This window comes from Macrococcoides caseolyticum (genome assembly GCF_002902665.1).
Lineage (GTDB): Bacteria > Bacillota > Bacilli > Staphylococcales > Staphylococcaceae > Macrococcoides > Macrococcoides caseolyticum.
Genome location: NZ_PPRM01000002.1, coordinates 21,214 through 48,000, shown reverse-complemented (window position 1 = coordinate 48,000; position 26,787 = coordinate 21,214). Strand labels below are relative to the sequence as shown.

Sequence of the window (26,787 nt, the reverse complement as noted above, 5' to 3'; positions counted from 1 at the left end):
ATAAAATATAGAGTAAAAATTGAACTTTGAAAAACTGCAGTAATTTAAAAATGGTATAGAAATCTATATAATTTTTTAAAAACTGAGCAAAATATAATAAAAAATATCTTAAAATTAACGTAATTATTTAAATATTGTAATTTGAAAAATTTATTCAAAGAATTATAATAGATAATGGAGGGATATACATGAAAACGTTCAAAGCAGTTCGATTTCAGCTCGTTGAAGATGAAGCAATTAAGGAATATATGTTATATGACGGCGTAATAATAAACAAAGAGAATAGCGGTACAGGCTGGCTACTTGAAATATTGATAGATGAAATTCATCTGGAGACGATGGAAACGTATATGCATAACGAAACCATTCTTGATACACGTGTAGTTATTACTCGTGCCTCCAATGACCCTGCGATGTTCGAGTCTACAATTAAGGACATCCAGAAGTTGAATGATAAGATTTCTGTAATTTTCGAATGCCATATTTACACGTTAAGACAGACATATGCAGAAAAGCTATTAGAGCAATTAGTAAACGAAGGTCTATCTGGTCAGGCTCTAATCACTGCATTTAATAGAAAGATGCAGTCAAAACCAAAATTAAAAGATGAAAATGAATAATAAATAAACAAAAAATAACACCCAAACGATACAGAAAAACTATCGCTCAGGTGTTTTTATTTTGCTGTTCTAATTTACTTACTTCTCGATGATTGCAAAGCTGATTTCACAGCTACAAGCGAGCTTGTCTCCGACTTTCGCCGTAGCAGTACCTTTACCGATAGGACCTTTAACACGAGTCATCTCAACGGATAAAGTTAACGTATCTCCAGGCGTGACTTGAGATTTAAAGCGACACTTATCAATCCCTGTAAACATCGCAAGTTTTCCCTGGTTCTCTTCTAGTTTCAGCATTGCAACTGCACCGACTTGTGCCAGTGATTCTACTATAAGTACACCAGGCATTACTGCGTATTCAGGAAAATGTCCTTGGAAGAAAGGTTCATTACCACTTACTTGTTTAATTCCCGTACAACGTTTACCCTCTTCCAGTTCGGTAATACGATCAATCAATAAAAACGGATAACGATGGGGGATAATCTTCTTAATTTCATCAAAAGACAATAAAGTTTCCATTAGCTGTCACTCCCAGTAAGTTCTTTAAGATGTTGCCATGTAGAAGGTTTAAATATATCAGTCGGTGAATGGAGAAAGCCATATCCAATCATCATTCCAACAATAAATAATACAATCATGAATGCAAATATAATGAATAGTGTAATATAAATTGGAACTGTGCGATGAACAACTTCTGTTTCTCCGATTTTACTGACCTTTTGTTTATAAATAGGCTGTTCAAACTTCATAATGCATACGCTCCTAGGCTTTGATTAATTGTTTTGTATCACCTGTGCGTTCGATTTCTGCGCCAAGATTGCGAAGCTTCTTATGGAAATCAACATAGCCTCGGTCCAGGTGATGCAGTGCAGTTACTTTAGTATAGCCTTTTGCAATAAGACCTGCAAGAACAAGTGCAGCGCCACTTCGTAAATCTGTAGCAGCAACATCTGCACCTTGTAATGTACTGTTGCTAATATAAGCAAATCGCTTATCCACTTTAATTTGAGCATTCATTTTCTGGAACTCTGTCGCATGCATAAAGCGATTTTCAAATACAGTCTCGTTAACGCTACTATTACCTTCTAATGATAACATAAGCGCCATCATCTGAGCTTGCATATCCGTGGGAAAGCCGGGGTGCGGCATTGTCTTAATATCAATTGCTTTAAGATTCTGTTCTGCAGACAGATGAATTCCTCTCGTATCAATCTCAATATGGCATCCAGCTTCTTTCAGTTTTGCAATAAGCGCATGCATATGCTCATAAATTGCACCTTCAACATACACATCACCACGTGTGATTGCAGCAGCTACTAGAAAAGTTCCTGCCTCAATGCGGTCCGGAATAATCTCGTGCTTCGCTCCAGTCAATGTCTCTACACCATATACGGTAATCGTATCTGTACCAGCACCTTGAATATTAGCACCCATTTGGTTCAAGAAGTTTGCGAGATCTACAATCTCTGGTTCACGTGCAACATTTCCAAGGACTGTCTTTCCTTCTGCTAAAACAGCAGCCATTAAAATATTTTGTGTCGCTCCGACACTCGGAAAATCCAGGTAGATATCGGCACCTTTCAGTCTGTCTTTAACAGTACCGACTAAATAACCATTTTTCTGCTCAATAACTGCTCCTAATGCTTCTAAACCCTTAAGATGTAACTCAATAGGTCTTGAACCAATCGCACACCCTCCAGGCATCGCAACTTCAGCATAACCAAACCTTGCAAGCAATGGTCCAAGCACAAGTACACTAGCACGCATCTTACTTACAAATTCATATGCAGCTTGTGTCGAAAGTTCACCACGTGCATCAACTACTACTTTATTTTGTTCAATATTTTTTTCTACTTTTGCATTTAATCCTTCTAATACTGCTGAGATTGTATCTACATCAGACAAAGCAGGTACATTCGTAAATTCACTAACACCTTCAGACGCTAACAATGATGCAGTCATGATAGGCAATACAGCATTTTTCGCTCCTTCGATTTTTACACGCCCTGATAATCTATTTCCACCTTTTACTATAATTGTATCCATTATTTCCTCCGAATTTCTTAACTTATCTATACAAGTATTTTATAACATTTACCCTACAATTACATTATTTATACATTAAAATAATATAAATATCTGATTTGTATATTTAATCAAGTCAATGAGAAAATTAGTAATAAGATAACCTAAAGACATGCTGATGCCGATAAAGAGAATCTGAATCTCTTTAGTACGATTCTCTTTAAACCACTGCTCTGTTCTTATTGCCTGCAAACTATTAAATACAACTCCTGTAATGCCAATATAAAGCACGATATATGTTAAAGCATAAACATTCATAAGCTACTCCTATGTAAAAAAGGAGCAAGACAATTGTCTCACTCCTTTATTTATTATCTAAATTTCGCGACTTCAATACGGTTAATCGCGCGATGCAATGCACGTTCTGCACGATGGAAATCAACATGGGCTGCTTTATCTTCATTAAGACGTGCTTCTGCACGCTTTAATGATTCCTTTGCACGCTCAATATCAATTCCTTCTGCTTGTTCTGCAGCTTGCACTAACACCGATACTTGTTGTGGACGAATCTCAGCAAATCCTTCAGTTACAGCAATGTAGTCTTTATCATTGCCTGGCTTCGTCACACGAACAGCACCAATCTTAAGTGGTGCGACTGTAGGAATATGTCCAGCCATCACACCCATTTCACCTGACTCAGTCTGTAGAACAATTAATTCAGCTTCAGTTTCTGAGTATATTGATCCATTAGGAGTGACTATTTCAATTGCTAATTTGTTCATAGTTTCTTCCTCCTATGTTTATACTTCTACACCCATGCCTTTAGCTTGTTCTAAAACTGCTTCAATGCCGCCTACTAAACGGAAAGCATCTTCAGGAATATGGTCATATTTACCTTCTAGAATTGCTTTGAAGTCTTGAACCGTTTGTTTAACTGGTACGTAAGATCCTTTTTGTCCCGTAAACTGTTCAGCAACATGGAAGTTTTGTGATAAGAAGAACTGTATACGACGTGCACGTGAAACAGTCTTTTTATCTTCGTCAGATAATTCATCCATACCTAAGATTGCAATGATATCTTGTAGTTCACGATACTTCTGTAAAGTTGCTTGAACTTGACGTGCAACTTCGTAATGCTCCTCACCAACTACGGCAGGCGTTAATGCACGAGATGTTGACGCTAATGGGTCAACGGCTGGATAAATACCCATCTCAGTTAATTTACGTTCTAAGTTCGTTGTTGCATCTAAGTGAGCGAAAGCAGTTGCCGGCGCCGGGTCAGTATAGTCATCTGCTGGTACGAATACCGCTTGAATCGATGTAACTGATCCTACGTTTGTTGAAGTGATACGCTCTTGTAATTGTCCCATTTCAGTTGCAAGTGTTGGTTGGTAACCAACGGCTGATGGCATACGTCCTAAAAGGGCAGATACCTCTGAACCTGCTTGCGTGAAACGGAAGATGTTATCGATGAATAATAATACGTCCTGACCTTGCTCGTCACGGAAGTATTCAGCCATTGTTAAACCAGATAATGCAACACGCATACGTGCACCTGGTGGCTCGTTCATTTGTCCGAACACCATGGCTGTTTTCTTAATAACACCTGAATCGCTCATTTCGTGAAATAAATCATTCCCTTCACGTGTTCTCTCACCAACTCCAGCGAATACTGAAATACCACCGTGCTCCTGAGCGATGTTGTTGATTAATTCTTGAATTAATACTGTTTTACCTACACCGGCACCACCGAATAGACCGATTTTACCACCCTTGATATATGGTGCTAATAAGTCTACTACCTTAATACCAGTTTCTAAAATTTCAACTTTTGTTGATAACTCTTCGAATTTAGGTGCTTGTCTATGAATTGGATCACGACGTACAGTACCATCTAATTCAGGTTCTAAGTCAATCTTCTCTCCTAATACGTTAAATACGCGACCTAATGTTGCGTTACCAACTGGTACAGAAATCGGTGCGCCAGTATCAGTGACTTGCGCTCCACGTTGTACACCGTCAGTAGAGCTCATTGCGATTGTACGTACTACATCATCACCTAAATGAAGGGCAACTTCTAATGTTAACTTTGTAGTGTTACCTTCTCCACGTTCGATATCTAAAGTTAAGGCATTGTTTAATGCTGGTAATTGACCATGTTCAAAGCGAACGTCAATAACCGGACCCATAACTTGGATTACGTGACCTACTGCCATGTTTATTCCTCCTAAGTGTTATTCTAATGCGGCTGCTCCACCAACAATTTCAGTAATTTGCTGAGTAATCGCGGCTTGTCTCGCACGGTTATATTGTAATGATAAATCATCGATTAATTCTTTTGCGTTATCTGTTGCATTCTTCATTGCAGTCATACGTGAAGCATGTTCACTTGCTTTACCATCTAAGATAGCACCGTAAATCAGACTTTCTGCATATTGCGGAAGAATGACTTCTAAAATTGCATCTTTATCTGGTTCAAATTCATAGTTAGAGAGTTTCGATTCTCCTGAAACCTCTTCCTTAGATATTGGTAAGATTTTTCGTTCATGAACTTCTTGCTCAAGTACGCTGATAAAATGACTATAATGCATGTAAAGTTCGTCATATTCCCCAGTTTCAAAACGTGATACTGCTGTGTGACTAATATCTTTAATAGATTTGAAAGATGGTTGATCTGATAATCCAATAATTTGCCCTTCAACGTTATAGTCTCTAGCACGTAAGAAATCATAACCTACTCGACCGATAACTAAGATACCGTATTCAGCTGGATTATTATTATGACGTTCCTGAATTTTTTGCGTTACACTTTTTAAAATGTTTGCATTGTATGGACCTGCAAGACCTTTATCACAAGTTATGACTAAGTAACCTGTCTTTTTCACCGGACGTTTTTGAAGCATCGGATGGTTTGCATCTGAATTACTTCCACCAATAGCGGTAACTGCATCCTGCATCTTCTCCATATATGGATAGAAGCTTTTTGCATTCTCTTCAGCGCGACGTAATTTAGAGTTTGAAACCATATGCATTGCCTTAGTGATTTGACTTGTTTTTTTAGTCGAATTAATACGGCCTTTTATGTCTCTTAATGAAGCCATTTTGTCACCACCTTATGATTAATTTCCCGTTCTATACTTCAGACTTGTTGAAGATTTTCTTGAATGCATTAATTGCTTCTACGAATACTTCATCAGCCGGTAAGCCTTTCGTTTCGCGAATTTCCTGGTAAATATGTGGTGCGTTTGAACCCACCCATCCTAGGAATTCATCTTCAAAGCGTGTAATATCCTGAACCGGAATATCATCTAAGTGACCTTTAGTTAATGCATACAGAATTGTAACTTGTTTATCTACTGTCAATGGTTTGTTCTGATCTTGTTTTAAAACTTCAACCGTACGTTTACCACGTTCTAATTTCGCTTTTGTTGCTGGATCTAAGTCAGAACCAAATTGCGCGAATGACTCTAGTTCACGGTAAGATGCTAAGTCAAGACGTAATGTTCCGGCTACTTTCTTCATCGCTTTAATTTGTGCAGAACCACCTACACGTGATACTGAAAGTCCGGCATTGATTGCTGGACGCACACCTGAGAAGAATAAATCTGATTGTAAGAAGATTTGTCCGTCAGTAATTGAAATTACATTCGTAGGTACATATGCTGAGATATCCCCTGCTTGTGTTTCAACGAATGGTAATGCAGTAATAGAACCGCCACCTAAACTATCGTTTAATTTCGCTGCACGCTCTAACAGACGGCTATGTAAGTAGAATACATCCCCTGGATATGCTTCACGACCTGGCGGACGACGTAATAATAAAGATAATTCACGGTAAGCTGCTGCTTGTTTTGTTAAATCATCATATACGATTAATACGTGTTTACCATTGAACATGAATTCTTCAGCCATCGCTACACCCGCATAAGGTGCAATGTATAATAATGGTGCTGGTTGTGATGCAGATGCAGATACAACGATTGTGTAATCTAATGCACCGTGTGCACGTAATGTTTCAACAGCAGTACGTACTGTAGATTCTTTTTGGCCAATTGCAACGTATACACAGATCATGTCTTCGTCTTTTTGGTTAAGGATTGTATCGATTGCTACTGTAGTTTTACCTGTTTGACGGTCACCGATAATTAACTCACGTTGACCACGACCGATTGGTACCAATGCATCAATCGCTTTAATACCTGTTTGTAAAGGCTCATCTACTGATTTACGATCCATTACACCAGTTGCTGGTGATTCGATTGGACGTGTTTTCGTTGTGTTAAGTGGTCCTCGACCATCGATTGGTTGACCTAATGGGTTAACAACGCGACCGATTAATTCTTCACCGACAGGTACTTCCATAATACGACCTGTACGTTTAACTTCGTCGCCTTCTTTAATATCTGTGAAAGGTCCTAAAATTACGACCCCTACATTGTTTTCTTCTAAATTTTGTGCAAGGCCTAATACACCGTTATGGAACTCAACAAGTTCTCCAGCCATAACGTTGTTTAAACCATGTACTAATGCGATACCGTCACCGACCTGGATAACTGTACCTACATCCGTTACTGTCATACCAGACTCGTAATTTTCAATCTGTGATTTAAGTAACGCACTGATTTCTTCAGCTTTGATGGCCATTTATGTCACTCCTCTTAAGAAATTATTGTTTGTGAAACGATTTTTCAAGTTGTGTTAGTTCATTTGCTACAGAGCCATCATAAACAGTCGTACCAATTGTTGCACGTATACCACCAATTAAAGTGCTATTTACTATGTTTTCAATTAGTAATTTTTTATAGCCTGTACGTTTAATGAACGCTTTTCCGATTTCATCAAGCTCTTCACTTGATAAAGCATATACTGACTCAACTTTCATATATTGCTGATTGTTGAACTTGTTATAGTGCTCAGTGTAATAGTCAGCAATTGATGGTAACAAAGCAAGCTGTTTCTTATCAGCAAGTATGCTTAATAAGTTACGTAACGGTTTATCAACACCACTAAATGTTGCTTCAACAAAAGCATGACGTTTCTCACTTGATACTTTTGGATCTTCTGCAAATGCAAAAAATGCTTTATTTCCAGCTAATCCTTCTTTAATTTCAACAAGATCTTGACGTACACTTTCATGTACACCTTGTGCTTGTGCTACTTCAAAAAGACTTTGTGCGTATTTATCCTGGACGATAGCCATTATTTATCGCCTGCCTCTTCGATAAACTCTCTTACTAATTGTTTTTGATCTTGTTCATTGATTTCTTTGTTAATAACTTTTTGAGCAATGAGTACTGATAATTCAGCAACACGATCATTGATGTCTGCAATTGCACGTTGTTTTTCATTTTCAATTTCTACTTGTGCATCGCTAACAATTTTGTTTGCACGCATATTTGCTTCATGAATAATTTCTTCTTGCTGTGTTTTAGCTTGTTTCTTAGCATCTTCCATAATGACAGATACTTCTTGTTGTGTTTTAGCTAATAACGCTTTATTTTCTTCAGCGTAATGCTTAGCTTCTTCGTTTTGACGTTTCGCATTGTCAAGGTCAGCTGTAATACCTGCTTGACGTTCGTCCATAATGTTCTTTAATGGTCCCCATGCGAATTTGCTTAATAAGAATAGCAATAGTGCAAATAATACTAATGTATATGCCGCTGTTCCCCACTGTACGCCAGTATGTTCAGCTGCTTGACCTAATAATAAGAAATTCAAGTATAACGCTCCTTTCATCGCACTTTTCATAAATGAATGGCGAAATCAGAACGACTTCGCCTTTAACGAGTTATATTTTATAATTAACGGTTCATTACCATGAATGCTACTACTACTGCGATGATAGGAAGGGCCTCAACTAAACCTACACCGATGAACATGATAGTCATTAATGGACCACGTGCTTCTGGTTGACGTGCTACACCTTCAACTGTACGAGATACGATTAATCCGTTACCAATACCTGCTCCTAATGCTGCTAAACCAATTGCGATTGCTGCTGCTAATAAATTCATTAATAATTTCCTCCTAAAGAAATATGATAGTTTTTAAAATTTTTATATTAATGGTCGTCTGACACTTTGTGTGACATATAAACCATTGATAACATTACAAAAATATAGGCTTGAATTGAACCTACAAAAATTGAGAAACCTTGCCAGATAAGAGTTGGGATTGCTGCACCTAGCATACCAGCTGCACCAGCTGTACCTAACGTTGCAAGTAATCCGAGCAATACTTCACCTGCGAAAATGTTACCGTAAAGACGCAGACCAAGCGTTAAAGTTGATGAAAATTCTTCGATGATTTTAAATGGCACCATAAACCATACTGGTTGAGCAAAACTCTTTAAGTAATTACCCGTACCGCGCATCTTAACACCATAGAAATGTGTTAATAGTACCATCAATGTAGAAAGTGTTAATGTAACTGTCGGGTCTGCTGTTGGAGATTTCCACCATAATGTGTGACCATTAATAATTGCAAATGGTAATCCCAGCATATTTGCAACAAAGATAAATAATAACAATGTTACAGCCAGGAAATGAAAACGCCCACCTTTATTCCACGCCATGTTACTGTTGATAATTCCTCTTGTAAAGTCAAAAATCCATTCAATAAAGTTCTGTTTACCGTGAGGTCTTACACTTAAATTTCGTGTAAAGAGCATCGCTATCAAAAACACGATTGCTGCTGTCACCGTAAGCATCAACATCGATGAAAGATCAAATATCATTTCATGACCGAATAAATCAAGACTATAGAGGGGTGATTCGTGTCCCATTACTTCACCTCTTCCATATATGTATTATTTTTTCAAACTGTTAACAGAATGTATGATAATCATGACATACGTCAACATCAGGCCGAGTGCGATTCCAAGTAAGTTTATGCTTTCCGGAAATCTTACCCAGAAGAGGCATGCCATGACCGCTATTAAAAAGCGAATCCCCATACCACTCGAAACATAGAGTGCATCACTATTGATTGCTCGCAATAAATTGTGATGCCAGACAAAACTACTAATTGCCGAAGCAGTTGTACCGATGATCAATCCTAATATGAAGCTATTTCTATAGAAAATATAAATAATAGCAAGTAGAATTATCAAGCATAAAAAATACTTTAGATACAAGTTGAAAAATGTCTTAAATTCTGACATATCAGGATAAACTCCTTAGAAAAAGTTTTCACATGAATGAAAACAGTTTCATTCCTAATTTATGATAATATAGGGTAAAATATGTGTCAATGCTATGTGAAAAACTTGAAAATTAAAATTTCACTAAATGTTCACATTTTAGACACATTTAAGCGTTTGATAAAAAGTCTGATAATTGCAAACGCACTTACCTGCTTTCAACTTTAAATGGCGCAGGTTTTTCTTCTGTCAAGCTGAAATAATATTTAATATGTTCACAAATACGTTGTGAAGTTTCACCATCACCATAAGGATTGCTCGCTTTAGACATTGACTGATATAATGCCTCATCAGTTAATAAAGATTTTGTCAATTGATAAATATCTTCTTCTTCAACACCCGCTAACTTTAATGTCCCTGCTTTAACACCTTCAGGACGTTCAGTTGTGTCACGTAGCACAAGCACTGGCTTTCCTAATGATGGTGCTTCTTCTTGCACACCACCTGAATCTGTCAAAATAAAATGACTGCGACTTGCGAAATTATGGAAGTCGATAACATCTAAAGGTTCAATCAATTGAATACGATCGTGATCACTTAAGTGTTCTGCAGCAATTTCACGCACTTTCGGATTTTTATGCATCGGGTAGACAACTTCAACATCTTCAAACTCGTCTACAATTCTTCTGATTGCACTGAAGATATTATGCATTGGCTGACCAATATTTTCTCTTCGATGTGCAGTTAATAGAATCACTCTACGCTCACCCGCATTGTCTAATATATCAGAACGATAATCCGACTTTACCGTTGTCTTTAAAGCATCAATCGCAGTATTACCAGTGATAACAATTCTATCTTCAGGCTTATTTTCATTACGAAGATTCTGTGCTGCATCATCAGTCGGTGCAAAGTGAAGGTCTGCCAAAGTACCTGTCATTTGTCTGTTCATTTCTTCTGGGAATGGAGAGTATTTCTGCCAAGTTCTGAGCCCCGCTTCAACATGTCCAATCGCTACTTCATTATAAAAAGCAGCAAGGCTTCCAGCAAATGTCGTTGTTGTGTCTCCATGTACCAAAATCATATCAGGACGTGCTTCTTTGATTACTTCTTCTAATCCTAAAATGACACGGCTTGTCACTTCAGACAGTGTCTGACCTGCCTTCATAATGTTCAAATCATAATCCGGAGTAATTCCAAATATCTCAAGTACTTGATCCAGCATTTCACGATGTTGTGCAGTCACAACAACAATCGGTTCTAATTCTGGATCATTCTTTAAAGCTAATACAAGAGGGGCCATCTTAATCGCTTCTGGTCGTGTACCAAAGATTGTCATTATCTTCTTCATATCAAGTCTCCTAATTATTTAGTTCCGAACAATCGATCGCCTGCATCACCCAATCCTGGAACAATGTAGCCATGATCATTAAGTTTTTCATCTAGTCCTGCAATATAAATATCTACATCTGGATGTGCTTTTTGTAATGCTTCTACACCTTCTGGAGCAGCAACCAGGCACATGAATCTAATCTTGACAGCCCCACGTTTTTTCAATGAGTTAATTGCTTCTATTGCCGAACCGCCTGTTGCAAGCATTGGATCCACTACAATAAAGTCGCGCTCTTCAATGTCCTGTGGCATCTTTGCAAAATATTCCACAGGTTGAAGTGTCTCGGGATCACGATACAGACCAATGTGACCGACACGCGCTGCAGGAATCATCTTCAACACACCTTCAGTCATACCTAGTCCAGCACGCAATATTGGAACAACCGCAATCTTTTTCCCAGACAGACGTTTGGCTGTCATCTCAGTAACCGGTGTCTTAATCTGTACATCATCCAGCTCAAGATCACGTGTTACTTCGTATGCCATCAGCATACCAACTTCATCTACAAGCTCACGAAACTCTTTCGTGCCCGTTGACTCCTCTCGAATATAACTTAATTTGTGTTGAATAAGTGGGTGATCAAATACATGAACTTTCGCCATACTATACCTCTTTCCTAATCATTATTTATATAATGGATATTTTTCTGTTATTGCACGTACACGAACCTTTGCATCATGCTTCACATTTTCATCTTCTGGATGAGCGAGTACATCCGCAATAATCGATGCAATTTCTTTCATGTCTTCTTCATTAAATCCACGTGTCGTCACAGCCGGTGTTCCGATTCTAATACCGCTTGTAACGAATGGACTTTCTTTATCAAATGGAATTGTATTTTTATTTGTAGTAATGCCGACATCGTCCAGTGCACGCTCTGCGACTTTACCCGTAATGTTAAAGCTCGTTACATCTATACTCATCACGTGATTGTCTGTGCCCCCAGAAACAATACGCAATCCTTTTTCAGTTAAAGCATCCGCTAATGTCTTCGCATTAAGTACTACTTGCTGTTGATATGCTTTAAAATCTGCTGTCAATGCTTCACCAAATGCGACAGCTTTTGCTGCAATAACATGCATCAATGGTCCGCCCTGAATTCCAGGAAATATCATCTTATCAATTGCTTTTGCATACTCTTCCTTACAAATGATCATACCACCACGAGGTCCACGTAATGTCTTATGTGTCGTCGTCGTAACAAAGTCTGCATAAGGGACTGGATTTGGATGAAGGCCAGCCGCTACAAGCCCTGCAATATGTGCCATGTCGACCATCAGTTTTGCACCGACTTCATCTGCAATCGCTTTAAACTCTTCAAAATCAATAATTCTTGAATATGCTGATGCGCCTGCAATAATAAGTGTTGGTTTATGTTCACGTGCAAGCTCTCGAACAACATCATAATCAATTTTTTCTGTTTTCTTGTCTACACCGTATGCAACGAAATTATAATCTACGCCACTAAAGTTCACTGATGAACCATGTGTAAGATGACCTCCGTGGCTTAAATTCATCCCTAGAACTGTATCTCCAGGTTTCAAGGCGACACGATAAACGGCCATATTAGCCTGCGAACCTGAATGTGGTTGTACGTTGACATGCTCCGCTCCAAAAAGTTCTTTAATACGATCACGGGCTAGGTCTTCAACGATATCTACAAACTCACATCCACCATAATAACGACGATGCGGGTAGCCTTCAGCGTATTTATTTGTCAGAACCGATCCTTGTGCTTCCATCACGGCTTTTGATACAAAATTCTCAGATGCAATTAATTCAATATGATGATCTTGTCTCTCAAATTCTTTCATGATTGCTTCAAATACTTGATTATCTTGCTGCTTAATTTCTAACATAATACCCTCCTATTTATATTGAGCGCGTGGCCCACCAATTAATTTCGGACGATGTGTTGCTATCGTCACCACTGCTTCACCAACTTTTTTCGTTGTGGTTCTTATCGGAATCTGTACATGCTTAATATGCATCCCTATAAGCGTCTGACCAATATCAATACCACAGTCTGCCTGTATATGCTCAACTACCACAGCGTCCTTAAAGTGACGATAGGCTGCTGCTGACATGCTACCACCGGCTTGCTTTACAGGAACAACTGTAACCTCATCCAGTCGGTAACGCAGCATAACGTCTCGTTCCATTGTCAATGCGCGATTAATGTGTTCACATCCTTGGAAACAAAAATTTACACCGGTTCTATTATGAACATCATCAAATATTTCGATGAACTGTGCCGCCACTTCGTCAGAGCTATGTGTTCCGATTTTTTCGCCGATGACCTCAGATGTAGAACAACCGATTACACATAATTGGCCCTCTTTAAAGAAATCTTTTGCTTCTAGCTCTGTCATTAACTGTTTAAGACTATCCATTGCAAGACTCCAGGGCTGATACTTTATCAATTCTCTTCTGGTGACGACCACCTTCAAATTCAGCTTCTAACCATGTCTTAACAATTAACAACATTAACCCTTCGCCTATCACACGTTGTCCCATTGCTAATATATTAGAGTTGTTATGTTCACGCGTCACTTGTGCTGTAAATACATCGTGCACTAAGGCACAGCGAACACCTGGCACTTTATTCGCTGCAATACTCATTCCAATACCTGTGCCGCAAATCAAGATTCCACGGTCACACGCTCCATTCACAACACTCTCAGCAACTGGCTTAGCATAATCAGGATAATCTACAGATGTTTCATCTAGTGGGCCAAAATCCATATATTCAATATTTTGGGACTGTAATAGTTCAATGATTTTCTCTTTATACTGAAATCCACCATGATCACTTGCGATTGCAATCTTCAAATAAACAACCTCCCTTAAATATATATATCACTCTATATTATACCGTAATTCATGTATGAGTAAATCAATTATTGGTCTAGCTTTTGCAGCATTTCACGAATATAATAAGAAAGTTCGTTATAAGTTTCTAAATACACCGAGAGATCCCCTCCATAAGGGTCTGATATATCTCCCTTCTCATTCAACGCATATTCCTTTAAAGTATATACATTACTTTCCGGATACATTAACTTAATTTGCATTTTATGACTATTTGTCATCGTCAATATTAAATCCTTTTCACTATCTATCACATCGAACTGATGACTCTCTGTTACAGGTACCAAGTTTTCCTGTTCAATGATTGATGCTGCGTGCTTTGAAATGGGCTGTCCTTCTTGTGCATACAGCCCAGCTGAAGAAAATAAATGGTTAGAATTAAGTGATTTTGCGATACTTTCTGCCATCGGACTACGACAAGTATTCCCTGTACAAACAAATACGATTTCCATATGCCACCTACTTTCTTGTAACCGCTTTATTGATACGATTCATTAACGCATCACTACCATTATAAGACGTAAAGTCAGTAATATATATCTTTTCGATTCCCTCTATACTATCTGCACTGCGCAGTGCATCATATAAATCATACATTGCACCACCACTATCTTCATAAGTAGTACCAAGTTTAAAAAACCTTCCACCATTCACTTTATGCCTTTCACTTAGTGGTGCAATGACCGCTTCATTTGCAGTCAGTTCCAAACTTTCAAAGCGCTCCACTAATTCTAATGGGCTGTCCGGCGCATAATGTCGATATTTCATACCTGGAGCAATTGGTTTGTCTCCCATAATACGTTCATCGCTTATACATCCAGGTACCACCATTTCCAGATCATTGTGTGTAATCGCTCCTGGTCTTGCAATTCTGAATGGATACTGACTGCAGTCAACAACCGTACTTTCTATTCCGACTTCAACTTGTTCACTTTGAACAATGCCAAATATTTTCCCTTTCATATCATGAATCACGTGTTCTGCTTTCGTAGGTGACGGTTTGCCGCTCGTATTAGCAGACGGTGCCGCGAGCAACAAATCAGTCATCTCGATAAGTTGATGCGCAACCTTATGTGCAGGCATACGTACTGCTACCGTGTTTAGTCCCGCAGTAACACTTTCCGCAAGAATGCCTTGCTTTACTGGAACGATAAATGATATCGGCCCCGGCCAGAAATAATCCATCAACTTATAAGCCGCAGCGTGAATATCATGAGTAAACCATTCAAGCTGCGACAGATGATGAATATGTACAATCAACGGATTATCTTGCGGTCTGCCTTTCGCTTTGAATATCGCTGCTACTGCCTCTCTATTTGTAGCATCAGCTGCTAAACCATATACTGTTTCAGTAGGAATTGCAATCGTCTCTCCTGCTTTGAAGCCTGCAATGATTTCCTGTACGTGTGGATATGTGGACAAATCTTCCACATAGTTACGCACATCCCAAACATTTGTTCTCACTTAGTTCACTCCTTTATTTAAAGCTCTTTCATGTAAAAATAAAAAGTTATGCACAAAATGTGTATAACTTTTTAGAATTGTGCATAACTTATTAACACCATTTAAACCATAGCACTCGATCATTGCCATTCATGTCTTTATGTATATTGACGCGTAAATGACTAAAATGTTCGTGAATATACTGTGTGAGTGCCTCCGCCTGACGGTGCCCGATTTCAAATGCAATAAAGGCACCCTGATTCATAACTTCCGGCAGACTTTGAATCATACGTTTATAAAGTACAAGCCCTGCATCTTCTGCAAATAGCGCAAGTTCAGGATCAAAGAGCGCAGTCAAGTTCATCTCTGTCACTTCATCTCGACTAATATAAGGGGGATTAGATAGCAGTGCATCTAGCTTTATCCCTCTTTCAATAATAGGTCGCAGTAAATCACCTTCAAAACATGTCACTTGTGCATCTAAGAGCGCTATATTATGCAGTGCTACTTGCAGCGCTTCCCGACTAATATCTGAAGCATACATCGTACATCCGCTTTCTAGTTGAACCGTTGTTGCGATTGCACCACTTCCGGTTCCTATATCTGCAACAACGTCTGATTGTGATACATGCGCTAAAGCGAGCGCTACAAGTTCTTCTGTTTCAGGTCTGGGAACGAGTACACGTTCATCCACCATAAATTTGCGCTCATAAAACATTTGAAAACCAGTAATATGGGCAAGCGGCTCATGTCGAACAAGCCGCGCAATCCCCTCTTTATATTGCGCACATTCTTCATCACTCAACTGACGTTCACCTAGCATAATATCCATTCTCGAAAGATCAAACAGGTCCATCATTAGAAAGGTCGCTCCAATAGCTGGCTCTTGTGCATTAATAAGCGCTATTTCACCTTCTTTAATGAGATTTCTTAAATTAGAGTACGCCATCATTTAATGCTTCTAGCTTAGACGTTTGTTCTGCAATTGTTAATGCATCGATGATTTCTCCTAATTTACCCTCAACAATTTGATCTAGTTTTTGAATCGTTAAACCGATACGATGATCAGTCACACGATTTTGAGGATAGTTATATGTTCTAATACGTTCAGAGCGATCACCTGTCCCTACCGCTGATTTACGTTGTTCAGAATACTTCGCTTGTTCTTCTTGTAATTTCGCATCAAATACACGTGTTTTAAGTAATTTCAATGCTTTTTCACGGTTTTTAATTTGAGATTTTTCAGAAGATGTTGCCACAATCCCTGTTGGAATATGCGTAATACGTACTGCTGAGTCAGTTGTATTTACGTGCTGACCGCCAGAACCTGACGAACGGTACGTTTCAATACGCAAATCTTCTTGACGAATTTCAATTTCCACATCTTCTACTTCAGGTAATACAGCAACTGTTGCTGTAGACGTATGTATTCGTCCACCACTTTCAGTTGTTGGGATACGTTGTACACGGTGTGCCCCATTTTCAAATTTCAACTTACTGTATGCACCTTTACCGATAATTGTAAAACTGATTTCTTTAAATCCACCATGATCAGCTTCATTCGTTTCCATCACTTCAATCTTCCAGCCTTGTTCTTCTGAAAATCTTGAATACATACGGAATAAATCTCCAGCAAAGATATTTGCTTCATCCCCACCTGCTGCACCACGAATCTCCATAACCACGTTTTTGTCATCCATCGGGTCTTTAGGGATTAATAATAATTTCATCCTTTCTTCTAGTTCAGGAATTTGAGGTTTTAATGTATTGATTTCCTCTTTGATCATTTCTTGCTCATCAGCATCACTTGCTTCACCCATCATTTCTAATGCTTCTTCAAGTTGCTGTTTTACTTCTTTATATCCTCTATACACTTCGACCGTTTCCTGAAGGTCAGCCTGTTCTTTTGAGTATTCTCTTAATTTATCGGTATCACTTACGATATCCGGATCACTTAATAATTCATTTAACTGTTCATAACGCTGTTCTACAATTTCTAACTGATCAAACATAATATTCTCCTTTAAATTTTATTTAGGTACGACATGATGTTCCCTACATCTTGGTTCATAACTTTCCTTTGCGCCAACAAGTATAATTGGATCATCAAACTTGGCAGGCACCCCATCTATTAATCGCTGCGTACGGGAGCTTGGTGCCCCACACACACTGCAAACGGCCTGAAGTTTCGTCACATGTTCGCTAACTGCCATGAGTTCTGGTACTGGCTCAAACGGAACTCCCCTAAAGTCCATATCCAGTCCGGCTACAATCACTCTATATCCTTCTTCTGCAAGCTGTGTTGCAACACCTACGATATCATTATCAAAGAACTGCACTTCATCTATCGCTATAATATCATGCGCCTCTTTCACATGTTCTAATATTTCTGATGAATGATGTACATTTACAGCCTCTACTTTATTGCCGTTGTGTGATACAACTTCTAGCTCACTATATCTATCATCTATAGACGGTTTAAATACAATCACTTTTTGTTTCGCAAAAAGCCCACGTCGCACGCGGCGAATCAACTCTTCACTTTTCCCACTAAACATGCTTCCTGTAACACATTCTATCCAACCTGAATGGTAATGCTCATACATTTGAATGCCACCTTTATAAACAATAATCGATTAATTATATCATAAATTGTTTATAAAAAATAAAAAATCCCACAACCAAAACTGGCCATGGGATCATTTGAATTATTGGTTGCTTGATTTGAATCCGAACTTTTTGTTGAAACGTTCCACACGACCATCCGCAGATGCGAATTTTTGACGTCCTGTGTAGAATGGGTGTGAATCAGATGAGATATCTAAACGAATAACTGGATATTCGTTTCCATCTTCCCATGTCATTGTTTCACTTGAAGTACGTGTAGACCCACTTAAGAATTTAAAATCTGTAGTAGAATCTAAGAAAATTACTTTGTGATAATCAGGATGAATTCCTTGTTTCATTATTTTTCAGCTCCTTTGCCCTGAACCATCCGGAACAGAGTTTATTCGTGAATAATTTTCACGTCAATACTTACATATTATATATGGATTGTGTGTAGAATGCAACTATAAATTTATATGATCGGCTTACCTGTCTTCGCACTTTCAACCATACGTTCTCCTAATTGCTTAAAGAAATCTTCATTAGATTCACTTTGTTTTAAGCGTCTTAAGAAACGTTCAGTGAAGTCCGGACTCTCAGTAAACAAATTACGAAGTTGCCATATCATATCAAGCTCATTTTTATCGAGTAACAACTCTTCCTTACGCGTTGAACTGCGTCGAATATCGATTGCTGGATATACACGTTTTTCAGCTAGCTTTCTATCGAGCATCAACTCCATGTTACCCGTTCCTTTAAATTCTTCATAGATCATATCATCCATGCGGCTACCTGTTTCTACAAGTGCTGTTGATAGTATCGTCAAACTTCCTCCTGCTTCGATATTACGCGCTGCACCGAAGAATGCTTTCGGCTTATGAAGGCTTGCAGGATCAAGACCACCTGACAACGTTCTACCGCTCGGTGGAATAACAAGATTATACGCTCGCGCAAGACGTGTTATAGAGTCCATAAGAATAATAACATTTTCACCAATTTCAACAAGACGCTTTGCACGTTCAAGGAGTAATTCAGCAACTTTCACATGGTGTTCAGGAGGTTCGTCAAACGTTGAATGCACTACTTCGGCCGCTTCAACTGAACGTTCAAGGTCTGTAACTTCTTCTGGACGTTCCCCAATTAATAATATAAAAAGTTTTGCATCTGGATGGTTAACTGAAATAGCATTCGCAATTTCTTTGAGCAACGACGTCTTACCTGCTTTAGGTGGCGCTACAATCATTCCACGCTGGCCGAATCCGATAGGTGTAACCAAGTCCATTATACGCGTAGAGTACGCCGTTTTAGTTGTCTCCAGGCGAATGCGTTCATCAGGATAGAGTGGCGTTAATGCCTGGAAATGTGGACGTTTCTTAACCTCTTCAGCGTTCTGATCGTTAACGAAGTCTACTTGCAATAAACCATAGTACTTCTCATTTTCTTTAGGTTTACGCACTTTTCCAGTAACTTTATCCCCTTTTTTTATTTCAAAACGACGAATCTGACTTGCACTGATATAAATATCCTTTTCACCCTTAGAATAGTTAACGGTTCTCAAGAAACCATATCCGTCCGGCTGAATATCGTCAAGGATACCTTCCATATAATAGTTCCCGTCTTTTTCCATCTGTTTTTCCATAATGGCAAGCACGAGTTCCTTTTTATTGAGTTTACTGTAATTTACAAGACCTAATTCTTTTGCACGTTGTGTTAGAGCTTTCGTTGTCTGATTTTTATAGAGTTCATGAAAAGATTCATATTGTGGACTTGTTCTCATTTTTTCTGGCATAATGACACCCATTTCTATTAAAAATTGTTTTATATATTTATAAGGATTTATTTAGTGGAATTGAAGGAGTTTATAGGGGCAAACAAATTAATTTTAACACGATTTCTATTTATTACAAAAGAATATTACTTATTGTTATATAACAACTTATATACAATATTACATATAAAAACCGAATATTACAGTAAACGAAAAACTTCTCCTGTAATATTCGGACTTCACTTAAATTCTGTCGCTATCTTTAATTACTAATCCTGGTTTTTTCTCTAAGCTATGTCGCCCTTGAATAAAGCGGACCGTTCCTGATTTCGCGCGCATAACAAGTGAATATGTTTCAGCAAATCCACCTTTAAATTGTACACCCTTCATCAGTTCACCATCCGTCACAGCAGTTGCTGCAAAGATTGCGTCGTCACCTTTAACCATATCATCAAGCTTCAGTACAGTATTCGGTTCGATACCCATAGCACGACAACGCGCTTCTTGCTCTTCATCTTCTGGTAATAATATCCCTTGAAAATCGCCGCCTAACGCCTTAATACCTACAGCAGCGATAACACCTTCTGGGGCACCACCAGAACCGAACAATACATCTACACCAGTAAAATCAAACGCTGTATTGATTGCACCAGCTACATCACCGTGTTCAATCAATTTTATACGTGCACCTGCTTCACGAATTTCTTTAATGATACCTTCATGACGTTTACGATTCAATAATGTTGCCGTAACTTCTGAGACATCTTTGCCTTTAGCTTTTGCTACCGCCTGTAAGTTTTCTGTTACAGATTTAGAAATATCAACAACACCTTTACATTCAGGTCCAACCGCAATTTTCTCCATATACATATCAGGAGCATGTAGTAACGTCCCACGATCACCTACAGCAAGTACTGTCATGGCATTCCAGCTACCTTCAGCTACTAAAGTAGTACCTTCTAAAGGATCTACTGCAATATCAATTGCTGGTCCTTCTTTTGTTCCTAGCTCTTCCCCGATGTAAAGCATCGGCGCTTCATCCATTTCACCTTCACCGATTACTACAACTCCGTCCATCGGAATTGTATCAAACACTTCTCGCATTGCCGTTGTCGCTGCATCATCCGCTTCATTCTTAAGACCTTTACCTACCCATTTTGCACTCTTCAATGCTGCCGCTTCAGTTACTCTGACTAATTCCATCGATAAACTACGTTCCATCATCATTCTCCTATCACCATTAATTTTCTTAATTAGTATAACATAATTCGCCATTTTACATACTATTAGTTTGTAATTATATACAGGTGATAAAACCAACAAAAAAGACGAGGCCTAAGCCTCATCTTTCTTTGGAATTTCTAATTCTAGATGTTCCTGCGCCCAGGATTCTATAGGATGCATTGCTTCCGACAGCGAGATACCTTTGTCAGTTAAAACGTATTTAATAGACAAAGGGGTTGTGGAAATGACTTTCTTCTCTACAAGACCCCACTCAGAGAGTTCTGTAAGCTTCAAACTCAAAGCTCTCGGTGTAATGGTTTTTAAATCACGTTTAATATCCGAGAAATGTGCTGCATTATTCTCAGAACGTGATAAATAATTGATCAATAATCCATTCCAACTTCTACCGAGGATTTTAAACGTCTCTTCTAAATATGGACATACTTCCATAATATCACCTCTTTATTTCTCAATTATAACACGATATAAAAAATATATCTAGTATAGAAAGTACAATATTATACTATGGTATATTTTTTATATCAATAATGTACAATAAAGACGGTCAATTGACCGTCTTAATCTTCAATAGATTCTCTCCAAATATCCGCACCTAATTTTTTCAGCTTTTCTACAATACCACTATAGCCTCTATCAATATGACGGACGTTATATACTGTAGTTACACCATCAGCATATAAGCCTGCGATTACAAGACATGCGCCAGCACGTAGATCACTTGCTGCAACTTCAGCTCCAGAAAGATTTGATTTTTGAACAGTTGCTGTCCCGTCAGATTCTTTAATATCACCATTCATTCTCATTAGTTCTTCAACATGCTTAAAGCGCGCTGGATATATCGTATCAGTAACGATACTTTGACCATCTGCTCTAAATAATAACGGCGTAAATGGCTGCTGTAAATCCGTAGCAAATCCTGGGTATACGTTTGTAGTAATGGTTACAGGTTTGTATGTATCTGGTTTCTTAATACGCGCGGAATCTTCACCGATTTCGACAGTAACGCCCATCTCTCTCAACTTTGCAGTTAAAGGCTCCATATGTAGTGGGATGATGTTTTCTACAAGTACATCCTCACCCATCATAGCAGCTGCACACATATATGTACCCGCTTCTATTCTATCGGGGATGATTGTGTGTGTTGTACCATTCAGCGCTTCAACACCTTCAATCTTCAATGTATCCGTTCCCGCACCACGAATTTTAGCACCCATATTGTTAAGGAGCGTCGCAACATCTACGATTTCAGGTTCTTTTGCTGCATTTTCAATCACTGTTTTCCCTTTTGCCATTGAAGCCGCGAGCATAATATTTATTGTAGCACCTACTGATACCACATCCATGAAAATTTTAGCACCCTTCAACTCTTCAGCTTCAAGATACATGCCACCTGCTTCATTCGTAATCCTAGCACCTAGCGCTTCAAATCCTTTAATATGCTGGTCAATAGGACGTGGCCCTAACGGACATCCACCTGGCAGTCCGATGATACACTTCTTAAATTTCCCTAACATTGCACCCATCATATAGTAAGACGCACGTAAGGACTGTACTTTATGGTTCGGTAGAGGCATATTAATCGCTTCTGAAGGATCAATCGTTAAAGTATCTCCATCTAAATCCGTCTTTATATTTAAATCTTCTAGTAAGCTCATCAATGTAACAACATCTGAAATTTCAGGCAATCCTTCTAATTTCACAATATCATTCGCCATTAATGTAGCCGGTATAAGTGCAACTGCACTATTTTTTGCACCACTTATCTGAACAGAGCCATTTAACGGTTTACCGCCTCTGATTTTAATTACTTCCTGTGACATATTCGGGACTCCTTTAATTGTAATCACAAATTATTTATCTTTAATTTTTCATTATTTTATATTATTATAAACTAATTTTACATTTGTATGCAAAGCAAAGCCATAGAAATTTAATATAAGATACATTACAATGTAAAGTCAAGAAAAAGAGCACTCTGAAATCTCAGAGTGCTCTTTTTCTTGACATATATAACTATGCTTTATTAGAAGTTCCAAATTCTTTAATTTTACCAATTACAGTCGCTTTAATCGCTTCACGTGCTGGACCTAAATATTTACGAGGGTCATATACGTTTGGGTCATTATTTAATGTATCACGAACTGCTTTCGCTGAAGCAATTTGGTTTTCGGTATTTACGTTAATCTTAGCAGTTCCTAATGAAATTGAACGCTCGATATCTTTAGTTGGGATACCAGTACCGCCGTGTAATACTAATGGTAAACCAGTAGCATTACCGATTTCTTCCATTTCTTTAAATCCTAAATTCGGTTCACCTTTGTAAGGTCCGTGAACTGAACCTAATGCAGGAGCTAGGCAATCAATACCAGTTTTCTCAACTAATTCCTGACATTCTTTAGCATCAGCATATACAACACCATCAGATACGACATCGTCTTCCTGACCACCAACACGACCTAATTCCGCTTCAACAGATACACCTTTAGAATGCGCATATTCTACAACTTTCTTAGTGATTTCAACGTTCTCTTCGAAAGAATGATGAGAAGCATCGATCATTACTGAAGTGAATCCAGCATCGATTGCTGCTTTACAATTTTCAAAGCTTGAACCGTGGTCTAAATGAATTGCAACTGGAACAGTGATGTTCATATCGTGCATTAATCCTTCAACCATCTTAACTACTGTGTAGAAACCACCCATATATTTCGCTGCACCTTCAGATACACCTAAAATAACTGGTGCATTTTCTTCTTGTGAAGCACCTAAAATTGCTTGAGTGAATTCAAGGTTGTTAAGGTTGTATTGACCAACTGCATAACCACCTTCTTTAGCTTTGATTAACATCTCTTTCATTGAAACTAATGGCATGGATAATATCCTCCTTGTGTGCGTTAGGCACTAATTTTATAGATTTAGTATAGCACTATCGTCCTATATTTGCATTTATAAAGGTAGCTACTTTGTGTATTTTTGCACAATATTCACAACTTCTTCAATAGTAAACGGTTTCATCAGTATTCCTGATGCGCCACGACTTTTAAGTCTTTTAATTTGTTCATCCGTCCGGAAAGCAGAGATTAGGTAAATTGGTCTATCAGTATATTTCCTCATTTCTCTCAAAGTTTCTTCTCCAGACATCACAGGCATCCGTCGATCTAAAAAAATAATGTCATAATCATTTACTATCACCATTTCAAGTCCCTTTTTACCATGCTCTGCTTCATCAGCTTCTATACCTTGAATAGAAAGTATTTCTTTAAATAACAATCGAATATTCATTTCGTCATCAATGATAAGTATTTTCATTACATTTCTCCTAATATGTTATGATAGAGTCAATCATTACTTGAAAGCAGGGTTTATATGTTTAAAATTTTTAATACACAACTTAATGGTATCTTTAAAAAAATAGAAGCGCAAGAAGTAGAAATTGATATTGCAGCACGACTGCTTGCACAAGCTGTTGTCGGCCAAGGAAAAATATACGTTAAAGGATTCGGTGACCTTAAACACTTCGAAGACTTTGCTGTAGAAAGTAAAGAAAAATTATTCGACACAGAAAAATTTATTATTGAATCTCTAATCGATCAGACAGATCGCATTTTAGTGATGAGCGACAGTTATGATGAAGATTGTCATGAATTTATTACGATGCTGAAGCAAAAAGATATCGATTTCGTTCTTGTATGTAATAAAGATGACCGTATAGATGTGATGAACTTTATTGATTTAAGTACACCACGCGCCCTCGTACCAACCGAAAACTTCAGCCGAATTATTACGCCCCATATGATGGCGATGAACTTTATTTATTACGGCATTTATAATGTCATGTATGAAATGTTAGTTGAAGAAGAGGAAGCATAGAATAAATGCCCGAACAGTTGTCTGTTCGGGCATTTTCCTATGAATCTGCATTTATAAGCGTTCGTAAGAGCTTAGACAAAATAATCTTATTGAATCGCCGCTTCAATAAATCCTCTGAATAACTTTTGAGGTTTCATTGGGCGTGATAAAAATTCTGGGTGGAATTGACATGCCACGAACCATTTATGTTCAGGAATTTCAACGATTTCTACTAAACGCCCGTCCGGAGATAAACCTGAGAACACTAATCCTTTTTCTTCTAAGCGCTCACGGAACTCATTATTAAACTCATAACGGTGACGGTGACGCTCATCCACATGTGTCGTTCCATATGCTGCATGTGCTTTTGTACCTTCTTTAAGTTCACATGGATATAAACCTAAACGTAAAGTACCACCTAAATCAACAACATCTTTCTGATCTGGTAATAATGCGATAACCGGGTAAGGAGTGTTCGGGTCAAGTTCTGATGAATGCGCGTCTTTAAGCCCTACAACGTTACGTGCAAACTCAACTGTTGCCAGCTGCATTCCTAAACAAATACCTAAGAATGGCACGTTGTTTTCACGCGCATATTGCGTCGCAAGAATTTTACCTTCAATACCACGTTCACCAAATCCACCCGGCACTAATATACCCTCAGCATCTTGTAAACGTTCTTTATAGTTTGTTACATCTAAATCTTCTGAGTTAATCCAATCGATTTCAATGTCTTTTCCAAATTCGTACCCCGCATGTTTCAATGCTTCAGCAACAGAAAGATATGCATCCTGAAGTGCCACATATTTACCTACTAATGCAATTTTGACTTTGCCTTCTAGGTTACGCACAGTGTCCAAAAGTTTATTCCATTCTGTAAGATCTGCTTCTCCACTTGCTTCAAGTCCTAGACGCTCGATTACAAGATCATCCATATGCTGTGCTTGTAATGCTACAGGAATTTGATATAGCGTATCTGCGTCACGACATTCAATTACTGATTTTTTATCAATGTCACAGAATAACGCAACTTTATCGCGTAGATCTTCTGTCATTTCGTATTCCGTACGCACGACAATCATATCCGGCTGAATTCCCAGTCCACGAAGTTCTTTCACACTATGTTGAGTTGGCTTCGTCTTCATTTCACCAGCCGCTTTAATGTAAGGCAATAACGTACAGTGAATGTACATGACATTCTCACGTCCTAAGTCACTTTTTATCTGTCTGATAGATTCGATAAATGGTAATGACTCGATATCTCCTGTCGTACCACCGATTTCAGTAATAACAACATCCGCTTTCGTAGATTCTCCCGCAAGCAGTAAACGTGACTTAATTTCATTTGTAATATGAGGGATAACCTGAACAGTACCACCTAAATAATCTCCACGACGTTCTTTCTTTAATACCTGAGAATACACACGCCCTGCAGTTACGTTAGAATACTGGTTTAAATTGATATCGATAAAACGCTCGTAATGCCCTAAATCAAGGTCAGTCTCAGCCCCATCATCTGTTACGAATACTTCTCCATGTTGATAAGGACTCATCGTACCTGGATCAACATTTAAATATGGATCAAATTTCTGAATCGTGACTTTCAGTCCTCTATTCTTTAATAAACGCCCTAAACTTGCTGCCGTAATCCCTTTACCTAATGATGAAACAACGCCACCTGTTACAAATATAAATTTTGTCATGTTTACCTCCTGGAAATTAAAATAATAAAAAACGCTCCCATGCACAGTAAGTACATTGGGAGCGTATGTTTTATACGTTCGTCCTTAAATTAAGGAGCCCAAGTAAAATAATAATCATTTTTAAG

33 protein-coding genes are annotated in these 26,787 nt (G+C 38.3%); 2 read left to right on the top strand and 31 right to left on the bottom strand.

Annotated elements, in window-relative coordinates; genetic code table 11:
* Positions 1-188: 188 nt before the first annotated feature.
* Positions 189-620: a YwpF-like family protein gene (locus CD152_RS00580; RefSeq protein WP_015912252.1), complete on the top strand. Its 432-nt coding sequence runs from the start codon at positions 189-191 to the stop codon at positions 618-620.
* 78 nt (positions 621-698) lie between these two features.
* On the opposite strand, the gene fabZ is transcribed toward CD152_RS00580, so the two are convergent.
* From fabZ to CD152_RS00430, 30 genes are all read right to left on the bottom strand, one after another.
* The gene (fabZ, locus tag CD152_RS00575) at positions 699-1,136 is read right to left on the bottom strand and encodes a 3-hydroxyacyl-ACP dehydratase FabZ (protein WP_101141515.1); all 438 of its coding nucleotides are present in this window, start codon (positions 1,134-1,136) and stop codon (positions 699-701) included.
* Positions 1,136-1,366: a DNA-directed RNA polymerase subunit beta gene (locus tag CD152_RS00570; protein WP_050742453.1), complete on the bottom strand. Its 231-nt coding sequence runs from the start codon at positions 1,364-1,366 to the stop codon at positions 1,136-1,138. The genes fabZ and CD152_RS00570 overlap by 1 nt, the downstream gene beginning before the upstream one ends.
* A gap of 13 nt (positions 1,367-1,379) precedes the next feature.
* On the bottom strand, positions 1,380-2,663 hold the full coding sequence (gene murA / locus CD152_RS00565; RefSeq protein ID WP_101141517.1) for a UDP-N-acetylglucosamine 1-carboxyvinyltransferase: 1,284 nt from the start codon (positions 2,661-2,663) through the stop codon (positions 1,380-1,382).
* Positions 2,664-2,738: 75 nt separating this feature from the next.
* Entirely contained in the window at positions 2,739-2,960 is a 222-nt protein-coding gene (locus tag CD152_RS00560; RefSeq protein WP_101141519.1) for a DUF1146 family protein, read from the bottom strand.
* A gap of 53 nt (positions 2,961-3,013) precedes the next feature.
* Positions 3,014-3,424 (bottom strand): F0F1 ATP synthase subunit epsilon, encoded by a 411-nt coding sequence (locus tag CD152_RS00555; RefSeq protein WP_015912255.1) that lies wholly within the window; start codon positions 3,422-3,424, stop codon positions 3,014-3,016.
* Between the two features lie 18 nt (positions 3,425-3,442).
* A complete protein-coding gene (gene atpD, locus CD152_RS00550; RefSeq protein WP_103214208.1) occupies positions 3,443-4,858 on the bottom strand; it encodes a F0F1 ATP synthase subunit beta in 1,416 nt (471 codons plus the stop codon).
* An 18-nt stretch (positions 4,859-4,876) separates the two neighbouring features.
* Positions 4,877-5,743 carry an ATP synthase F1 subunit gamma gene (gene atpG, locus CD152_RS00545; RefSeq protein ID WP_015912257.1) on the bottom strand — a complete coding sequence of 289 codons (867 nt, stop codon included), beginning with the start codon at positions 5,741-5,743 and terminating at the stop codon, positions 4,877-4,879.
* Positions 5,744-5,774: 31 nt separating this feature from the next.
* Positions 5,775-7,286, bottom strand: coding sequence for a F0F1 ATP synthase subunit alpha (gene atpA, locus CD152_RS00540; protein ID WP_015912258.1), 1,512 nt, complete (start codon positions 7,284-7,286; stop codon positions 5,775-5,777).
* Positions 7,287-7,308: 22 nt separating this feature from the next.
* On the bottom strand, positions 7,309-7,842 hold the full coding sequence (gene atpH / locus CD152_RS00535) for an ATP synthase F1 subunit delta (protein WP_103214207.1): 534 nt from the start codon (positions 7,840-7,842) through the stop codon (positions 7,309-7,311).
* On the bottom strand, positions 7,842-8,378 hold the full coding sequence (locus CD152_RS00530) for a F0F1 ATP synthase subunit B (protein WP_101141526.1): 537 nt from the start codon (positions 8,376-8,378) through the stop codon (positions 7,842-7,844). The genes atpH and CD152_RS00530 overlap by 1 nt, the downstream gene beginning before the upstream one ends.
* Positions 8,379-8,443: 65 nt before the next feature.
* On the bottom strand, positions 8,444-8,656 hold the full coding sequence (gene atpE / locus CD152_RS00525) for a F0F1 ATP synthase subunit C (protein ID WP_041636195.1): 213 nt from the start codon (positions 8,654-8,656) through the stop codon (positions 8,444-8,446).
* 47 nt (positions 8,657-8,703) lie between these two features.
* A complete protein-coding gene (atpB, locus tag CD152_RS00520; RefSeq protein ID WP_015912261.1) occupies positions 8,704-9,426 on the bottom strand; it encodes a F0F1 ATP synthase subunit A in 723 nt (240 codons plus the stop codon).
* A 24-nt stretch (positions 9,427-9,450) separates the two neighbouring features.
* Positions 9,451-9,804 (bottom strand): ATP synthase subunit I, encoded by a 354-nt coding sequence (locus CD152_RS12215; RefSeq protein WP_015912262.1) that lies wholly within the window; start codon positions 9,802-9,804, stop codon positions 9,451-9,453.
* Positions 9,805-9,991: 187 nt separating this feature from the next.
* A complete protein-coding gene (gene wecB / locus CD152_RS00510; protein ID WP_101143468.1) occupies positions 9,992-11,134 on the bottom strand; it encodes a non-hydrolyzing UDP-N-acetylglucosamine 2-epimerase in 1,143 nt (380 codons plus the stop codon).
* A 14-nt stretch (positions 11,135-11,148) separates the two neighbouring features.
* Positions 11,149-11,778, bottom strand: a complete 630-nt coding sequence (upp, locus tag CD152_RS00505) for a uracil phosphoribosyltransferase (protein WP_015912264.1) — start codon at positions 11,776-11,778, stop codon at positions 11,149-11,151.
* A 21-nt stretch (positions 11,779-11,799) separates the two neighbouring features.
* On the bottom strand, positions 11,800-13,035 hold the full coding sequence (locus CD152_RS00500) for a serine hydroxymethyltransferase (protein ID WP_103214206.1): 1,236 nt from the start codon (positions 13,033-13,035) through the stop codon (positions 11,800-11,802).
* 9 nt (positions 13,036-13,044) lie between these two features.
* A complete protein-coding gene (locus CD152_RS00495; protein ID WP_101038027.1) occupies positions 13,045-13,569 on the bottom strand; it encodes a TIGR01440 family protein in 525 nt (174 codons plus the stop codon).
* Complete coding sequence (gene rpiB / locus CD152_RS00490; RefSeq protein WP_101038029.1) at positions 13,562-14,008, bottom strand: ribose 5-phosphate isomerase B; 447 nt, start codon at positions 14,006-14,008, stop codon at positions 13,562-13,564. The genes CD152_RS00495 and rpiB overlap by 8 nt, the downstream gene beginning before the upstream one ends.
* 68 nt (positions 14,009-14,076) lie before the next feature.
* On the bottom strand, positions 14,077-14,499 hold the full coding sequence (locus CD152_RS00485) for a low molecular weight protein arginine phosphatase (RefSeq protein ID WP_103214205.1): 423 nt from the start codon (positions 14,497-14,499) through the stop codon (positions 14,077-14,079).
* A gap of 7 nt (positions 14,500-14,506) precedes the next feature.
* Positions 14,507-15,511 (bottom strand): L-threonylcarbamoyladenylate synthase, encoded by a 1,005-nt coding sequence (locus CD152_RS00480; protein WP_101038033.1) that lies wholly within the window; start codon positions 15,509-15,511, stop codon positions 14,507-14,509.
* 91 nt (positions 15,512-15,602) lie between these two features.
* Entirely contained in the window at positions 15,603-16,442 is an 840-nt protein-coding gene (prmC, locus tag CD152_RS00475; protein ID WP_101035456.1) for a peptide chain release factor N(5)-glutamine methyltransferase, read from the bottom strand.
* On the bottom strand, positions 16,426-17,502 hold the full coding sequence (gene prfA, locus CD152_RS00470) for a peptide chain release factor 1 (RefSeq protein ID WP_086039246.1): 1,077 nt from the start codon (positions 17,500-17,502) through the stop codon (positions 16,426-16,428). Before prfA ends, prmC begins: the two co-directional genes overlap by 17 nt.
* Before the next feature lie 18 nt (positions 17,503-17,520).
* On the bottom strand, positions 17,521-18,096 hold the full coding sequence (locus CD152_RS00465; RefSeq protein ID WP_015912272.1) for a thymidine kinase: 576 nt from the start codon (positions 18,094-18,096) through the stop codon (positions 17,521-17,523).
* A gap of 102 nt (positions 18,097-18,198) precedes the next feature.
* Positions 18,199-18,456, bottom strand: coding sequence for a type B 50S ribosomal protein L31 (locus tag CD152_RS00460; RefSeq protein WP_086039247.1), 258 nt, complete (start codon positions 18,454-18,456; stop codon positions 18,199-18,201).
* Between the two features lie 113 nt (positions 18,457-18,569).
* Positions 18,570-19,886, bottom strand: a complete 1,317-nt coding sequence (rho, locus tag CD152_RS00455) for a transcription termination factor Rho (protein WP_099482256.1) — start codon at positions 19,884-19,886, stop codon at positions 18,570-18,572.
* Positions 19,887-20,108: 222 nt separating this feature from the next.
* On the bottom strand, positions 20,109-21,086 hold the full coding sequence (glpX, locus tag CD152_RS00450) for a class II fructose-bisphosphatase (RefSeq protein WP_015912275.1): 978 nt from the start codon (positions 21,084-21,086) through the stop codon (positions 20,109-20,111).
* Between the two features lie 114 nt (positions 21,087-21,200).
* Positions 21,201-21,539, bottom strand: a complete 339-nt coding sequence (locus CD152_RS00445) for a winged helix-turn-helix transcriptional regulator (RefSeq protein ID WP_015912276.1) — start codon at positions 21,537-21,539, stop codon at positions 21,201-21,203.
* Between the two features lie 128 nt (positions 21,540-21,667).
* The gene (locus CD152_RS00440; RefSeq protein WP_101141466.1) at positions 21,668-22,930 is read right to left on the bottom strand and encodes a UDP-N-acetylglucosamine 1-carboxyvinyltransferase; all 1,263 of its coding nucleotides are present in this window, start codon (positions 22,928-22,930) and stop codon (positions 21,668-21,670) included.
* A 193-nt stretch (positions 22,931-23,123) separates the two neighbouring features.
* Complete coding sequence (gene fdaB, locus CD152_RS00435; RefSeq protein WP_015912278.1) at positions 23,124-23,981, bottom strand: class IIb fructose-bisphosphate aldolase FdaB; 858 nt, start codon at positions 23,979-23,981, stop codon at positions 23,124-23,126.
* A gap of 87 nt (positions 23,982-24,068) precedes the next feature.
* Positions 24,069-24,419, bottom strand: a complete 351-nt coding sequence (locus CD152_RS00430; RefSeq protein WP_101141463.1) for a response regulator — start codon at positions 24,417-24,419, stop codon at positions 24,069-24,071.
* A 57-nt stretch (positions 24,420-24,476) separates the two neighbouring features.
* Here CD152_RS00430 and CD152_RS00425 point away from each other — a divergent pair, with 57 nt between their 5' ends.
* Positions 24,477-24,980 carry a DUF2529 domain-containing protein gene (locus CD152_RS00425; protein WP_101141461.1) on the top strand — a complete coding sequence of 168 codons (504 nt, stop codon included), beginning with the start codon at positions 24,477-24,479 and terminating at the stop codon, positions 24,978-24,980.
* Positions 24,981-25,066: 86 nt separating this feature from the next.
* Here CD152_RS00425 and CD152_RS00420 read toward each other — a convergent pair whose 3' ends face one another.
* A complete protein-coding gene (locus CD152_RS00420) occupies positions 25,067-26,662 on the bottom strand; it encodes a CTP synthase (protein WP_103214204.1) in 1,596 nt (531 codons plus the stop codon).
* Positions 26,663-26,787 lie beyond the last annotated feature (125 nt).